Source organism: [Bacillus] caldolyticus, from assembly GCF_003595605.1.
Lineage (GTDB): Bacteria > Bacillota > Bacilli > Bacillales > Anoxybacillaceae > Geobacillus > Geobacillus thermoleovorans.
The window spans coordinates 1,579,675-1,592,441 of record NZ_CP025074.1; the positions used below are offsets into that span (position 1 = coordinate 1,579,675).

11 protein-coding genes are annotated in these 12,767 nt (G+C 55.0%); 4 read left to right on the forward strand and 7 right to left on the reverse strand.

Annotated features, from left to right (window positions below):
* Positions 1 to 148 precede the first annotated feature (148 nt).
* Genes CWI35_RS08295 through CWI35_RS08310 form a run of 4 tightly spaced genes read right to left on the reverse strand, consistent with a single transcriptional unit; the run spans position 149 to position 4,832 of the window.
* Positions 149 to 1,558, reverse strand: coding sequence for a phosphomannomutase/phosphoglucomutase (locus tag CWI35_RS08295; RefSeq protein ID WP_119877653.1), 1,410 nt, complete (start codon positions 1,556 to 1,558; stop codon positions 149 to 151).
* Positions 1,509 to 2,624, reverse strand: a complete 1,116-nt coding sequence (locus CWI35_RS08300) for a hypothetical protein (RefSeq protein ID WP_011229866.1) — start codon at positions 2,622 to 2,624, stop codon at positions 1,509 to 1,511. Before CWI35_RS08300 ends, CWI35_RS08295 begins: the two co-directional genes overlap by 50 nt.
* Positions 2,605 to 3,792: a glycosyltransferase family 4 protein gene (locus tag CWI35_RS08305; RefSeq protein ID WP_011229865.1), complete on the reverse strand. Its 1,188-nt coding sequence runs from the start codon at positions 3,790 to 3,792 to the stop codon at positions 2,605 to 2,607. The genes CWI35_RS08300 and CWI35_RS08305 overlap by 20 nt, the downstream gene beginning before the upstream one ends.
* On the reverse strand, positions 3,789 to 4,832 hold the full coding sequence (locus CWI35_RS08310) for a nucleotidyltransferase family protein (protein ID WP_011229864.1): 1,044 nt from the start codon (positions 4,830 to 4,832) through the stop codon (positions 3,789 to 3,791). Before CWI35_RS08310 ends, CWI35_RS08305 begins: the two co-directional genes overlap by 4 nt.
* A gap of 290 nt (positions 4,833 to 5,122) precedes the next feature.
* Between CWI35_RS08310 and CWI35_RS08315 the strand changes: the two genes are divergently transcribed.
* Together CWI35_RS08315 and CWI35_RS08320 are read left to right on the forward strand one after the other, a co-directional pair.
* Positions 5,123 to 6,304 (forward strand): Gfo/Idh/MocA family protein, encoded by a 1,182-nt coding sequence (locus tag CWI35_RS08315; protein ID WP_011229863.1) that lies wholly within the window; start codon positions 5,123 to 5,125, stop codon positions 6,302 to 6,304.
* A 229-nt stretch (positions 6,305 to 6,533) separates the two neighbouring features.
* The gene (locus CWI35_RS08320; protein WP_014194845.1) at positions 6,534 to 7,298 is read left to right on the forward strand and encodes a sporulation protein; all 765 of its coding nucleotides are present in this window, start codon (positions 6,534 to 6,536) and stop codon (positions 7,296 to 7,298) included.
* 172 nt (positions 7,299 to 7,470) lie between these two features.
* On the opposite strand, the gene rlmD is transcribed toward CWI35_RS08320, so the two are convergent.
* Positions 7,471 to 8,859 (reverse strand): 23S rRNA (uracil(1939)-C(5))-methyltransferase RlmD, encoded by a 1,389-nt coding sequence (rlmD, locus tag CWI35_RS08325; protein ID WP_011229861.1) that lies wholly within the window; start codon positions 8,857 to 8,859, stop codon positions 7,471 to 7,473.
* A gap of 235 nt (positions 8,860 to 9,094) precedes the next feature.
* On the opposite strand from rlmD, the gene CWI35_RS08330 reads away from it, so the two are divergent.
* Both CWI35_RS08330 and CWI35_RS08335 read left to right on the forward strand, forming a co-directional pair.
* Positions 9,095 to 9,511 (forward strand): Rrf2 family transcriptional regulator, encoded by a 417-nt coding sequence (locus CWI35_RS08330; RefSeq protein ID WP_011229860.1) that lies wholly within the window; start codon positions 9,095 to 9,097, stop codon positions 9,509 to 9,511.
* 83 nt (positions 9,512 to 9,594) lie between these two features.
* Positions 9,595 to 10,470, forward strand: coding sequence for an SDR family oxidoreductase (locus CWI35_RS08335; protein ID WP_011229859.1), 876 nt, complete (start codon positions 9,595 to 9,597; stop codon positions 10,468 to 10,470).
* 253 nt (positions 10,471 to 10,723) lie between these two features.
* On the opposite strand, the gene CWI35_RS08345 is transcribed toward CWI35_RS08335, so the two are convergent.
* Both CWI35_RS08345 and CWI35_RS18265 read right to left on the reverse strand, forming a co-directional pair.
* Positions 10,724 to 12,193: an alanine/glycine:cation symporter family protein gene (locus tag CWI35_RS08345; protein ID WP_014194841.1), complete on the reverse strand. Its 1,470-nt coding sequence runs from the start codon at positions 12,191 to 12,193 to the stop codon at positions 10,724 to 10,726.
* Between the two features lie 366 nt (positions 12,194 to 12,559).
* Positions 12,560 to 12,724 (reverse strand): hypothetical protein, encoded by a 165-nt coding sequence (locus tag CWI35_RS18265; protein WP_014194840.1) that lies wholly within the window; start codon positions 12,722 to 12,724, stop codon positions 12,560 to 12,562.
* Positions 12,725 to 12,767 lie beyond the last annotated feature (43 nt).

The window sequence follows — 12,767 nt, forward strand, 5'->3', positions numbered from 1 at the left end:
AGCTTTAACCCCCTGCGACAGCAAAAACAAACCGGCGCCGGCGGCCCGCACGAGATAGCGGGCGCCGCGCCGGAAAAGAGTTTTTGCGCCAAACAGAGCGCACCATCAAGAACAGGCCCAAGCATTTCGGGCAGCTTGGAAATGAACATCACCAATCGATGCACAATTCAAGAGCATGGAGACAATCAGCCAGTTGCCGCTTAATCTCCGCCAGCGCTTCCTCCGTCTTCGCTTCTGCGCGTAAGACGAGAATCGGCTGCGTGTTCGACGGCCGCACCAACCCCCAGCCTTCCGGGAACTGGATGCGGGCGCCATCGACGTCAACAACCGGATAGCGGCCAGCGAACCGGTTTTTCACCGCAGCAATGGCAGCTGGTTTTTTCTCTTCCGGACAAGCAACTCGCGTCTCCGGCGTCGCCGCGTACCGCGGCACATCGGCAAACCACTCGGACAGCGGGCGCTCATCGTGCGACAGTAATCGAAGCAGGCGCCCAGCGGCGTACAGTGCATCGTCATAGCCGTAAAACTCATCATTGAAGAACAAATGGCCAGACATTTCACCAGCAAACGGGATCTCCGGACGACGGCGCAACGTCGCTTTGACGTGCGAATGGCCGGTGCGATGGAAGAACGGTTTCCCGCCGAGCCGCTCAATTTCCTCAACAAGCGCTTGCGAACATTTCACTTCAACGGGCGCGTCGGCTCCCGGATAGCGCTTAAGAATCTCGCGCCAGAACAGCACCATCAGTTGGTCGCCCCAACGGATCGCACCCGTTTCATCCACAACCCCGATCCGATCACCGTCGCCGTCAAACGCGATGCCAAGATCAGCCTGCTCCTTGCGCACCATCTCAATCAAGGCCGTTAAGTTCTCCGGCACGACCGGGTCCGGATGATGGTTCGGAAACGTTGGATCGGATTCACAGTAAAGCGGGACGACATCGCATCCCCACTCTTTGAGCACTTGTGGCGCAATGATCGATGGGGTGCCGTTGCCACAGTCGACGACGACCTTCAGCTTGCGCGGACCGAGTTGGATTTTCTCCTTCAACATCTTGATATATGCCGGAGCAAGGTCCAACGTTTCCTCGCGCCCGCGCGCTGTTTCAGGCCGCGGCTGTTCCTGGCTGAGCCGCTCCATCGCCCGCCGCAACACTTGGATGCGCTCGCCATAAATTGTCGTTTTTCCCATGGCGATTTTAAATCCGTTCTCATCCCCTGGGTTATGGCTGGCGGTGATGATCATGCCGCATGAAATGTTCGTGTAGTATAAGCTGTAGTAAAACATCGGCGTCGTCGAAAGCCCAATATCGACGACATCGCAGCCGCCATCGAGCAGCCCATCTTTGAGCGCCCGATGCAAGCCAGGCGATGATAGACGATTGTCATGACCGACAACCGCCCTCTTCTCGCCTTCCTTTTGCATCATGTCGGCAAAGGCCCGTCCGAGCCAATACGCGAACGACTCATCGAGCTCCTCTCCGGCTCGTCCGCGGATGTCGTATTCTTTAAACACGTGTGCCGGCCATACGAACGGTTTCGTTGTTGACGTATTCATCGACAACCACCTCCACCGAAATCGATTGAGCGATTGCTGCTGTTAACAAGTACGACAATGTTGACTCCGCCCCCCGATTCGGGTTCGGGCCGTTCGGGCCAAGCCCGTCGCAGCAACTGCCGTCGCTTGGGTCGGCAAGCGGCGCGTTGCCGTCGTTTTGTCCGTAAAACCAAGCGAGGCAGCGGCGGACGACGCCGCGATAACGCTCGTCGTCCGTTGCCCAATACGCTTCGCGCGCCGCCAAAGCGAGCTTCATCACATCAAGCGGCTGTTGATCCCAATCGGCGCGGTAGCGGCGGCTGCACCAGCCGCGGTTGCCGACCGGACGGATGACACCTCCCGGTCCGCTCATTTTTTCAATAAGGAAAGCAAGGCTTTTTTCCGCCACTTCCTTCACCTCATCCCGAGGCGCGCGCCGATATGCCGTCCAAAGCGCCCACGGCAGCACCCCGTTGGCGTACGTCAACTCCGGCTCATACCAATACCAATCGTCGCCAGCATGCTCCCAATACGCCGCAAGCAGCCGCTGCTCAAGCCGTGCAGCCAAAGCTGCCACTTCCTCTTGATCGACGCCAAGCGGGCGTCCTTCTGTCAATAAGACGCCGCAAGTGGCCACCCCCCAGGCGACGCCGCGCAGCGAACGAAGCTCCCAAGCCGCCGGCATGGCCCGCCGCAACATATCTGCTGCCGCCTCGCGCCGCGCCGGATCGCTGAGGCGAACGTAAGCCAACGCCGTCGCCCAAAACGACCGCCCGAAGCAGTCGTCTGACGGCGTTTCCTCTTCTTTTGTCCGATCGAAGAAAAAGTTGTTATGGAACGTGCCATCATCGTTTTGCGCCCAAAGCAAAAACGCCAAATACCGGTCAAGCAAACGGTGCAGCCGCTCTTTCTCTCCTTTGTCTTCACATAGCGCCATCCATTCCAGGCACGCCCAGATGGCGCGGGCGTTGTCATCGGTCGAATAACCCTCGCGACGGCGCGGGATGCGGCCAAGGCTATGCTCAAGCAATCCGGTGTCGTCAGTCATGCGCTCGAGATGGTCGAACTTAATGACTGACGGTGCCAATGGTCTTCACCTCCCCACGTTTCGCGTCGCACATGCGCGCAAACAAGGCGACATGCTGTTCGCCGACGCGCGGCCAATGCGTGTTTGCCCCGATTTGGCGCACCTTTTCCTCCCATCGCTTCAGCGCCGCCTCGTCGGCCAACAGCTGCCCGAGCCGCTCTTCCCAGGCGGTCGTATCGCCATACGGCAACAACAGCTCTTCACAACCTTGCAACAAATCGCGCGCATGCTCATACGGCGTCGAAACGACCGGACGGCCGACGCCGACCGCATAGGCAAGCGTGCCGCTTGTGATTTGCTGCATGCCCGGGTACGGGGTGACGTATAGATCGCACGCCGTCAAATAATCGATCAATTCCTCTTCGCTGAAATACCGATCTTCCATGTAGACATGGAGCTCAAGCCCTAAACGGTGAATGAGCGATTTCAACTCCTCGCGATATGCTTCTCCTTCCCTCTTTTTCACTTCTGGGTGCGTCTGTCCGGCAATGACATACAGCGCTTCCGGCACCTTGCGCACAACGCCCGGCAATGCGGCCAAGACCGATTCAATCCCTTTGCCGCGGCTGAGCAGCCCAAACGTCAACATCACTTTGCGGCCGCTGAATCCGAGGCGTCGGCGAAGCGAATCGCGATTTTCGCTGCTTGGGCCTGGAGCACCGTGCGGAATGTAGACAATTTTTTCTTCCGGCAGGCCAAACGCTTTGACCAAATACGGAATCGCCTGCCGGTTCATGACGATGATCGCATCGCTTGCCGCCGCGATTTTCTCTTGAATCGGGCGATACGGCAACGGCGGGTCGGCAAACACCGTATGGAACGTCGTTACGAGCGGCTTGTTGAGCGCGGCGATGAAATCAAGAATGTATTCGCCCGCCTCGCCGCCGAAAATGCCGAACTCATGCTGCAATAAAACGACGTCGATGTCGCTTTCATTCACCCGTTTGGCCATCTCGGCATACGCCGCGCGGTTTTGCGCCGGAAGCGGCCAATACGCCGGGTTGTGGCGATAGGCGTCATCGCCGTCGCTTTCGTTGTACAACACGATGACGCGGTCGCCGTCGGACGGGCCCCGGACGCCGTCAATGCTTTGTCGCAAATGTTCCGTAAACGTCGCCAGCCCGCACCGCCGCGGCGGGTACGTGCTGACGTAGGCAATTCGAATCATGCTTGCACCGCCTCCTTGAACTGATTAATAATCGAATCTTCGAACACTTCTCCCGCCGGCGTCACCGTCCGATAGCCGAAAATGCTGTTTTGCAAACGGCTGCGGTCACGAATGACAGAGCGGTCCCAAACGATTGTCTGCGCGCAATGGACGCGGGCGCCAATTTGGCAGCGGTCGCCGATGACCGCATTTGGGCCAATGACAGCCTGCGGACCGATTTTCACGTGGTCGCCGATGAGCACAGGCGGCACAAACAAGACGCCAGACCCAATCTCCACGTTTTCACCAACAAACACGCCCGGTTGAATTTCACGTCCTTTGAGCGGAATCGGAAACTCCCGGCTCAACGCATCCCAATGCACTTGGCGGTAGCGGGCCGGCGTCCCCATATCACGCCAGTATCCGGTGCTGACGATGCCATATACACCGACATTCTTCTCGATCAGCAGCGGGAATGTTTCACGCTCGATCGACACTTCCCGCTCAGCCGGAATATAACGCATCACGTCCGGCTCGAAAATATACATGCCGGCATTGATGCGGTTCGATGGCGCTTCTTCGCGGCGCGGCTTTTCGACAAAGCGTAAAATTTGCCCACGATCGTCTTGTTCGACCACCCCATAGGAAGAAGGATCGTCTACTTCCGTTAAGACAATCGTCGCCAAACCGCCATGTTGACGATGGAAATCAAGCAGCGGGATCAATTGCGGCAAATGCACAATGTCGGCGTTAAACACGAGAAACCGTTCCTTCAGCCAGCGCTCGGCGTTTTTGATCGCCCCAGCCGTTCCGAGCGGGAACGGTTCGAGCGCGTATGTAATCTTGACGTTCCAGCGCTTCCCATCTTCGAAATAGCGACGGATCACTTCTGAACAATGATGTGCGGCGATGACAAATTCGTTGACTCCTTGGTCGCGAAGATGAACGATGAGGTGTTCAAGCCATGGCCGGTTCGCAATCGGGGCCATCGGTTTGGGGATGTTTTCGGTCAATGGACGAAGACGCGTACCTAATCCTCCTGCCAGCAACAATGCTTTCATTTCGTCATCCCTCCATATCTTTTTTCACAAAAATAGACACCTTTTTTGACGGATGAACGAGAAAATGAAAGTAGTTCATAGATTGCTAGCACTCGGCTGCGATGGTTGCTAATAATAATATACATAATATTCCTCCTTCTATGCAAGCGAAATAATTGTCGGATGGTGTCGATGAGGAATGATTGATGCTTGCAAATTTCAAAACTTTCATTTTCTCGTTCTTCTTTTTCTTTGCGGTATAATGAGTATCGTTAATGCTATATATATGTGAGGGAGGAGGAGAATACGCCATGATTTCTTCATCATCTTTCCGTTACCATGTTGGCATTGCCGGTGCCGGCGCATTCGCTGAATTTCTCGCCGGCGCGCTCGCCCCGCTTCCTTCCTTCCATCTCGCCGCTGTCGCCGGGCGGACGGACGAAAAACGCCAGCGCGTCATCGACGCCTATCGCCGCCGTCAGGCACAGGCGGGCGACGTGCGCGAATACCGCGAAGCTGAAGAATTGATCGTTGACCCGCATGTTGACATCGTCATTCTCACCACCCCGCCGCATTTGCACGCCCCGCTTGCCAAGCGGGCGCTTGAGGAAGGCAAACATGTGTTGCTTGAAAAGCCAGGCGGCCTCACCGCCGAGGCGCTGCGGGCGAACATCCAGCTCGCCGCCCGCCAAAACCGGGCGTTGGCGGTCAATCTCGTCCTTCGCTACCACCCGCTCGCAGAAGCCGTCAAGCAACTCATCCACCGCGCGTTTCTTGGCCCAGTGGACTACGCAAGCCTTCACAACGCGGCTCACCGTGTCGCGGAAGGCCATTGGTTTTGGGACGAGCGGCGAAGCGGCGGCATCCTGATCGAGCACGGCGTCCACTTTTTTGAAGTCGGACGCGACTGGTTTGGCGAAGCGGCTTCCGCACGCGGATTCGCGTTGCGAGAACCAGACGGCACACGGCCGCGCGTCGGCGCTACGGTGATTCATGAAAGCAACGGCTGGCGCATCCCCGTCCATTATTACCACGGCTTTACGATGGACCCCGCCGCTTCGGAATCGACGCACTGGGACATTCATACGGCACGCGGGCGCATCGTGCTTGAAGGCTGGATTCCGACGCAGCTATCCGTCTCCGGCCTCGTCTCAACCGATGAGGCAGCGCATATGGACGCTTTGCTTGATGCCATTCCGAAACAACCGTCCTCCCGCGCCATCGAACAAGTCAGGCAAGCGGCCAACCGCCTGTTGCCGTCGGTTCCACGGTCAGACGCCCCGCGCATCCCGTACGAGCGCACCGTGGTGCTCTCGGACCGCCACGGGTGGTACGAAGCGATTGCCCAAACGCGCTTTCTTGATTTTTGCCGTTTGATCGAGAACCCGAGCTGGCGCGTCCTCGTCACCGCCGAAGACGCCGCCGCCGACCTCGCTTTGGCGGAAGCGTGCACCGTTGCAGATGAAGAAACCGATCCGCTCGGCATCCGTTAACACAACGAAACAAAAAGGAAAGGTGTCCCAAAAAGATCGGGGCACCTTTTTTGATTGCCGTATATAATTGTTAAAAAGCAATATATTGCGTTTCGCTTCTTGAACATCGCCCTTTGGCGTCAGACTCTTGGCGGGACGGTATCGTTCCCACCTTTTTAATTAAGAAGGACGGAACCTTTTCACCAGGCGCTCCGTATTCTCAACTGAAATCGATGACAAGGAGGAGAACTTGTTGTTCAAAAAACTGTTAAGTTCTATCGGCATCGGAGCAGCCACTGTTGATACGAAATTAGCGAAAGCGCAATATGTCCAAGGCGAAACAGTCGAAGGGATTGTCGACATTCGCGGCGGCAGCATCGAGCAGCATATCGACGAAATTTACTTAGCGTTAGTGACGACCTACCTTCGAGAAATCGATGATAAGAAACACGAGGAAAAAGCGGTGCTGGCAAGGTACAAAGTAAGCGGCTCGCTGACGATTGGGCCGAACGAAACGAAAACGATCCCGTTTCAATTCGCCTTGCCGTACGACGTGCCCGTCACGCTCGGCTCTTCGCGGGTATGGCTGCAAACCGGCCTTGACATTAAAATGGCGCTCGACCCGCAAGACCGCGACCATCTCGCCATCGAACCGCACCCGCTCGTCGCCGCGTTTCTCGAGGCAGCCCGCCAATTAGGATTCCGCCTCCACCATGTGCAGTGCGAACAAGCGCCGCGCTATTGGCAACGGCGGTTGCCGTTTGTCCAAGAGTTTGAATTCAAGCCGGCAAGTGGACCGTTCAAAGGCTGTCTTGATGAATTGGAAGCGATCTTCTTTTTGTCTGAAAACAGCGTAGAAGTCTTGCTGGAAATCGACCGCAAGGCACGTGGACTTTCTGGGTTGTTCGCAGAGGCGCTCGATATGGACGAGACGTTTGTCCGGTTCACATACGGCACAGGCGACATCCCGGCATTGCCGCAATTACTGGCAGATGCGATCCAGAAGTACAGTTAGACGGAAAAAACGAAAAGGGCCGTCCGCCATCTTTTTCCTTCCGCTTCTGAAGTTTGTAGGTGGGGCATAGGTTGCACATCTATCCCTGTAAATGATTTCTATTTGTTTCAAAAAAGGATGGCAAAAGCAATAAATCCCGTTTCTCCCTATCCGAGAAACGGGATTCCTTCCATCATGATCCCCGAACAAGCAACGCACAGCACTCGACATGGGCCGTATGCGGAAACATGTCCACCGGCTGGACGGTTTTCAATGTATAGCCGAACGAGACTAGCTCCGTAATGTCTGACGCAAACGTCTCCGGATTGCACGAGACATACACAACCCGCTCCGGCCGCGCCCGGCCGATTTTGCGCATCACCTTCCCGCCCGCCCCCGAACGTGGAGGATCCAAAAGCAGCAGCTCCGGCCGCCCGAACTGTTCCAACACTTCATCAATCCCGCGTCTTGCATCCCGAGCCAAAAAGTACGTATTATCAATGCCGTTGTCCTTCGCATTTCGCTTCGCCGACTCAATCGACGTTTCAACAATTTCAATGCCAGCTAACGCTTTGACCCGTTTCGCAAATGGCAGGGAAAACGTCCCGACTCCGCAAAAGAGGTCGATCATGTTTTCATGAGGCTGCGGTTTGCCCATCTCCAACGCCAGTTCAACCAATTTGGCCGCCTGCACTGGGTTTGTTTGAAAAAACGTATCAAACCAAAGGCGGTAGCGGAAGCCGCACAATTCATCGTAAATGAAATCACGTCCGGCCAACACATGGGTTTGTTCCGCTTGGGTGCGGTCCGCCCACGCCCGATTCTCGAGCCAAAGCAAACTTTTCACTTGCGGGAGCATTTTGGTGATCCGCTCCGTCAAATCGGCCGCCGCTTCTTTCAGATCCCCTTCCGGCGCCTCGGTCGCAAAGAGCGCCACCATCACCTCTCCTGTCGCAAACGACTCGCGCACCATGAGGTGGCGAAGCAGCCCTTCGTGGGTATCTTTGTGATAACCAGGCAACCGGTGATCGCGCGCCCAACGCGCCACCTCCATGGCCGCTTTGACGATCTTCTCGCCGGCAATGAGGCATGTCTCCAACGAAATGACTTGCCGGAAGTTCCCTCGCTCGTGCAGTCCAAGCAACCCTTCCGGAGAAAACGTAAACTCCATTTTATTGCGGTAATGCCACGGATGTTCCATGCCAATCGTATCGCGGACAACGCCAGGGTCAAATCCGTGCTCTTTCAAGAGCGTCTTGACATGCTCCGTTTTATGGCGCAGCTGCCCTTCATAGCGCCAGTGCTGCCAGACACAGCCGCCACAGCGGTCAAAGTGCGGACACGAAGGCGCAAGCCGTTCCGGATGCGGCTCGATCACTTCTTCCACTCGGGCATGGGCCCTCCGGCGTTTCGGCCAATCGATCAAAACCCGCACCTTTTCACCAGGAAGCGTGGACGGAACAGTGAGTTTGAGCTTTTTTCTCCTCCCTTCTTCTTCCTGCCAAACGACCGCTTGTCCCGCTCCTTTTTTATCCAACTGATGAATGTCCGTAATGAACGATTGTTTTCCGCTGTCTGTCAATGGCTTTCCTCCTTCCGAGATGAACGATGTTGTCACCCTTTATGTATTGTACACGATCAGCGGGCGAATCCAAAGCACCTTTCCGTCACGGCGTCAACCCCTCTTCTCTCCGGCGCGGCCTTTGGCGGGGATTTATCCCTTTCCGACCGGAAGCACGATTGATCCAAAACGGCCAGCACCAAAGTTGACTTTTCCTGAAGATATAACTATAATGGTTACAACGGTGGTGTTTTACGTGAAACAAATTAGCACACGATTTTCGATGGCCGTGCACATCCTTTGCTTGCTTGCGACCAGCCCGGCCGATTGCACCGGAGATTTCATCGCGCAGAGCGTCAATACAAACCCTGTCATCATCCGTCGAATTATGGGCATGTTAAAAAAAGCGGGGTTGGTTGACGTCCGCCCCGGAGTCGGCGGCGCTTCGCTACGCAAACCTCCCGACCAAATCACGCTGTTAGACGTGTATCGGGCCGTCGGTGTCGTGGAAACGGATCAACTGTTTCGCATCCATGAACATCCGAACATTCAGTGCCCGGTCGGGCGGAATATCGAGGCGGTTCTGCAAGCCGAACTGAAAGCGGCGCAGGCGGCCATGGAAGAGCGGCTTTCGCAAACGACGATCAGCCGGCTGATCGCTCAATTTCAATAATAAAAGCTCTTAACAGGGCTTTTATTTATACATCGGTTGTAACCAAACTGGTTATAACAAAACAAATGAGGAGGTCTAGGCGTATGAACATATTAGTCACCGGGGCAACCGGAAAATTAGGAACGAAAGTCGTCGAAACGCTGTTGAAATCCGTGCCGGCTCACCAGCTGGCCGTCAGCGTCCGCCAGCCGGAAAAAGCCGAACATCTTCGGGCCCGCGGAGTCGACGTTCGCCATGGCGATTTTGACCGCCCCGAAACGTTGGAGACAGCCTTTCAAGGGATTGACCGGCTGTTGATCATCTCCACCGACGGAGACAACGAAACAAGAATCCGCCAGCACACAAATGCCGTCAACGCCGCCCAACGCGCCCAAGTCGGATTCATTGCGTACACAAGCCTGGCGAATGCGAATGAAAGCCGGCTCGCCTTGGCCGAAGTGCATCGGGTGACGGAAGAAGCCATCGCAAACACCGGCATTCCGTACTCCTTTTTGCGCAACAACTGGTATTTGGAAAACGAAATCGGAACCGTTCAAGCCGTCCTCGCCGGGGCGCCTTGGGTGACATCAGCCGGGACAGGCAAAGTCGGCTGGGCCCTTCGCCAAGACTACGCCGAAGCCGCCGCTGCCGTCCTCGCCGGAGATGGCCATGAAAACACAATTTACGAACTTTCCGGCCCCCTCATGACCCAAGAAGAACTCGCCGCCGCCCTCGGCGCCGTCTTAGGCAAAGACGTGCCGGTGCAACAAGTCAACGATGCTGCCTATGCTGATATCATGAAAAAGGCTGGTTTGCCCGATCCGCTCGTGTCGTTTCTCGTGGACATTCAACGCGGCATCCGCGAAGGCTCCTTAGAAATCGAAAGCAACGACTTTGAAAAACTGCTCGGCAGACCGGTGACGCCGATTCACGACGCGCTGGCCCAACTTGTTCGTGACCTAAAGGGAACAACCCATTAATTTCCACAAAAACCGGCCCTGCGGCCGGTTTTTTTACGAAACAAACTTCCTCCCCCTCTCCCCTTTTCCATCTTCCCGACCGCCATCCCCGTCAGCTCATCAACCGTTTCGTCATCATCTCCTGTTTCCAACTTTTTTTCAATATCTGCTTTGCCTAACAGGATTCCAAAGCGGCCATTCCCAGGATGCCGGACGCACAAAAACGGTGTCCCGAACGCAGCGGGACACCTCCAACTCTACAACGTATGATGGCTTATAACGCTTGTTCCTTCTTTTCGTCCACTCTCGTATACCCATTTTCCCAAAATGTCGCGTTCTTGATCCCGTATTTTGACGCATTGAATTCCGGATCCTTGCCTTGCTTCAGCTGCTCCTCATAATCTTTTAGCGCAATATAGGCCGGTTTAAACAACAACAAGATCGCGATCAAGTTGAGCCACACCATGATGCCAAGCCCGATGTCGCCCATCGCCCATGCCGTTGTCGCCGTTTTGACCGTTCCATAGAAAGTGGCGGCCAAAAAGATCACTTTGAGGGCAAAGAAGGCCGTTCCCCTCTTTTCACCGCGCACAAGATAGGCGAGGTTCGTCTCGGCAATATAGTAATAGGCGTACATCGTGGTAAAGGCGAAGAAGAACAGAGCGATCGCGATAAAGGCCGAGCCAAACCCCGGGAAGAGGGTGTCCACCGCCGCTTGCGTATACCCTGCGCCCGGTTCTACCCCTTCAAGGTTGACGACAATCGGCTCCTTGGTTTTTTCATTAATGACATTATACTGGTTAGTAAATAAAATCATCAGTGCCGTCGCCGTCACGACCAAGAACACGTCCAAATAGATCGAAAACGCCTGCACAAGCCCCTGCTTCGCCGGGTGGGACACTTCCGCCGCCGCTGCCGGGTGGGCGCCCGTCCCTTGCCCCGCTTCATTCGCATAAAGGCCGCGTTTGACCCCCCACATCACCGCCGAACCAAGAATGCCGCCAAACACTTGATCAGCGCCAAACGCGCTTTTGAAAATCAAACCAAACACATCCGGGACTTTCTCAATATTGGCCGCAATAATGGCAATCGCGACCAACAAATAGCCAACTGCCATAAACGGAACGACAATTTCCGCCGTTTTGGCGATCCGCTTCACTCCTCCAAAAATCGTAAAGCCAAGAACAGCGATCACGAAAATTCCCGTCACCAATTTCGGAATGCCAAACGCATTCGAAAACCCATCCGCGATCGAATTCGCTTGAATCCCCGGCATCAATACCGCCATGGAGAGAATGATCGCCCCGGCAATCACAACCGCAAACCATTTCCAGCCAAGGCCTTTTTCAATGTAGAACGCCGGACCGCCGCGGTATTGTCCGTCTTGTTCCTCTTTATAAATTTGCGCCAGCGTCGACTCGACATACGCCGTCGCCGCTCCGATAAAGGTGATCACCCACATCCAAAAGACCGCGCCCGGCCCCCCGTACGCAATCCCCGTCGCCGTCCCAGCGACGTTCCCAACGCCAATGCGGCCGGACAACGACATCGTCAACGCCTGGAAAGAAGACACCCCGGCCTCAGAGCCCTTCCCCGTCGTCACAAGCCGGATCATCTCTTTCACGTGGCGGATTTGCAGGAAGCGGGTGCGAATGCTAAAATACAAACCACAACAGACAATAAAAGCAATTAAGAAAGGGCTCCACAGCCACCCGTTCACCGTTTCCACGAGCTTTTCAATCAATCCAATCCCTCCTATGCCAGCTGATTACTTTTGTTGTATAACACATAACCAAATAATATTATAAATACTACACACTTCTGCTTCAATAATTTTTTTATATATCATTCTTTTCTGCATTTTCTTTATATTTCCTGCGCTTGTCCTCGTGTAGAAAAATGAACGACTTTCTTCGCTTTTTTAAAAATAACTTTGAAGCCCAAAAATGATAGATGAGGCAAGACAGAGAAATCCGCCTCGAACGATCCCCTAATGCCAGTCCTTGAGGCCTTTAAGCACGAGTCCCATCTTCTCCGAATGATTCCCTCCCGAAGCGCCGCAAACGCAAAGCCGAACACACAGAACAGCGTGTTCGGCTTTGGCTTTCCGTTACATATAACCGATGAGAAACACGACAAAACCCGCTAATCCGACCGATGCTATGAAGAGACCAAAGGCGATCCGTTTGGCGGCTTTGCTCTTTTGGACAACGCCATACACGAACAACACGATCGACATGATCAACAAAAGCAAAATGAGAGACGAAATGCTCACGTTCAGCGCTCCTTATCATGCACTGCCACTTGTGGTGAAGAGC

Coding starts and splice junctions, on each gene's coding strand:
- CWI35_RS08335 (WP_011229859.1), top strand. CDS start 9,595: ATGAACATATTAGTCACCGGGGCAACCGGAAAATTAGGAACGAAAGTC.
- CWI35_RS08310 (WP_011229864.1), bottom strand. CDS start 4,832: ATGAAAGCATTGTTGCTGGCAGGAGGATTAGGTACGCGTCTTCGTCCA.
- CWI35_RS08305 (WP_011229865.1), bottom strand. CDS start 3,792: ATGATTCGAATTGCCTACGTCAGCACGTACCCGCCGCGGCGGTGCGGG.
- CWI35_RS08295 (WP_119877653.1), bottom strand. CDS start 1,558: ATGAATACGTCAACAACGAAACCGTTCGTATGGCCGGCACACGTGTTT.
- CWI35_RS08315 (WP_011229863.1), top strand. CDS start 5,123: ATGATTTCTTCATCATCTTTCCGTTACCATGTTGGCATTGCCGGTGCC.